Here is a 1975-nt window from a genome sequence, read left to right as displayed (position 1 = left end):
GTCTGTGACGCAGATCTGCGCTACTTCCGCCGCCTCCATCTTGCCGGTGTTGCGGATAGTGAACGAGACTTCGACCTTGTCGTTGTCTGCCGGTGTAAGGGTCAGGTCGCTGAATTCGAACCGGGAATAGCCGAGCCCGAAGCCGAAGGGATAAAGCGGTCTGACTCCGTTGCGGTCGTATCCGCGATACCCGCTGAATATACCCTCTTTATATTCCACGTGTCTGCATTCTCGCGAATCATTGCTTCTGACCTTGTCGTTGTTGGCATAATAGCTGTCGAAACAGGGGTTGTCTTCCGGTTTCGCCTCTATGGAAATGGGTAGCTTGCCGCTTGGAGAGAGCTTGCCTGTAAGTATCTCGGCAATTGCCTGTCCCCCTTCCTGTCCGGGATACCATGCGAGCAGAATGGCTTTAGCCGCATCGCCCCATCGTGAGAAATCGACACCCCCGCCGGCGTTGAGCACCACTGTGAGGTTCGGATTCAGCGATGCGAGGCGGTTGATGAATTTCTCCTGAAACGCGGGAATGGCAAACGGGCGGTCGAAACCTTCGCCTTCCAGTCCGCTGTTGAAGCCTGTGCAGTAGACAACGTTGTCGGCACGCCGCAGCTCTCGGTTCAGAGTCTCCTCGTCCATCATGCCGAAAGTGCAGATGATGTTGGCTGAAGATATGTTGTCGAAATAATCCACGCGGATGTCATACCCTTTCCCCTCCGACACCTCATACTCGATCTCGCGGGTGGACAGGGCATGGTTGCCCCAGTCTCCGGTCACTGTCTTGCCGTTGATGATCACACGGTAGCCGTCATCGCCGCTGATGCGTATCTTGATTATGCCGTCTTTTGACGGACGGTAGAACCCGCTCCATGTGGCGGAAAAATGATCTTCGGGAAAATCGGGGAACGGCGCCTTGTATTCCCAGAAGAAATTGATCGCGCTGTCTGTACGTACTACAGCGGGCGTACCCTCCATTTTCTGGTTTTTGTAATATCTTCCCGTGAAGCCTTTGCGGCTGCAGGTGGAATCGGTGAACACATCCGAGGTTATGTCGTAATACAGTCGGCTTTCAGGCAAGACAACTGTGTTCTTCCTCATCTGTCTCAAAGCCTTGGACACCGGTGTCACCGAGAACGGGGAGACTGAGCCGCTTCCGCCGCCCGACATTATGGTGTCGCAGTTGGGACCCAGCACGAGAGTTCTCCCTTTCAGCGGAAGAATGTTGCCGTTGTTTTTCAGCAGCACGATACCCTCGCGTGCCGTTTCAAGCGCGGTCAGGCGCGACTTTTCGTAATCCAATGGAATATCAGAATCCTTCTGCACGCGCTCAAGCAGACCGAAAGCGATAAATGTGGAAAGCAGATGTTCCACTTTTCCGTTGATCATCTCTTCCGTTATCCTGCCGTTTGCGAGTGCGTCCTTGATTTTTTCGGGTTTATAGAAAACCGGTTTGGGCATTTCAAGGTCAAGACCCGAAGCCGTTGCGTTGACGGTTGAGTAGACAGAAGTCCAGTCGCTCATAAGAATGCCGTTGAATCCCCATAGATTGCGGAGGATGTCGGTGTTTAGCCATCTGTTCTGAGTGGCGTGCACACCGTTCAGAAGGTTATAGCTGTTCATCACGGCTCCGACGCCCGCCACCTGCACAGCCTTGCGGAATGCCGGGAAATAGATTTCGTGAAGGGTTCGCTCGTCGACATCGCTGCTCGCATGGTGGCGGCTCCATTCCTGGTTGTTCGCGGCAAAATGCTTCACAGTTGCGATGACGCCCTTTGACTGCACCCCTTTGATATATTCCGTTGCAATCTCAGATGCGAGATATGGATCTTCACCCATATATTCATAGTTGCGTCCGCAGAGGGGAGAGCGATAGATGTTCACCCCCGGACCCAGCAGAATGCCCACGCCTCTCGCCCTTGCGTCATCGCCAAGGCTTTCTCCATAGCGGGCGGCGATGTCGCGGTTCCATGTTGCGGCG

The 1975-nt window shown here is 54.2% G+C and carries 1 protein-coding gene; it reads right to left on the bottom strand.

The features are described 5' to 3' along the window. Positions 1–1975 (bottom strand): glycoside hydrolase family 3 protein (locus JX312_RS12900; RefSeq protein ID WP_204458328.1); only part of this gene is annotated, 1975 nt, incomplete at both ends.

The organism is Barnesiella sp. CU968 (genome assembly GCF_905219685.1).
In the GTDB taxonomy this organism is placed as follows: Bacteria; Bacteroidota; Bacteroidia; order Bacteroidales; family Muribaculaceae; genus Lepagella; species Lepagella muris_A.
This window is presented reverse-complemented; position numbering and strand designations above follow the sequence as displayed.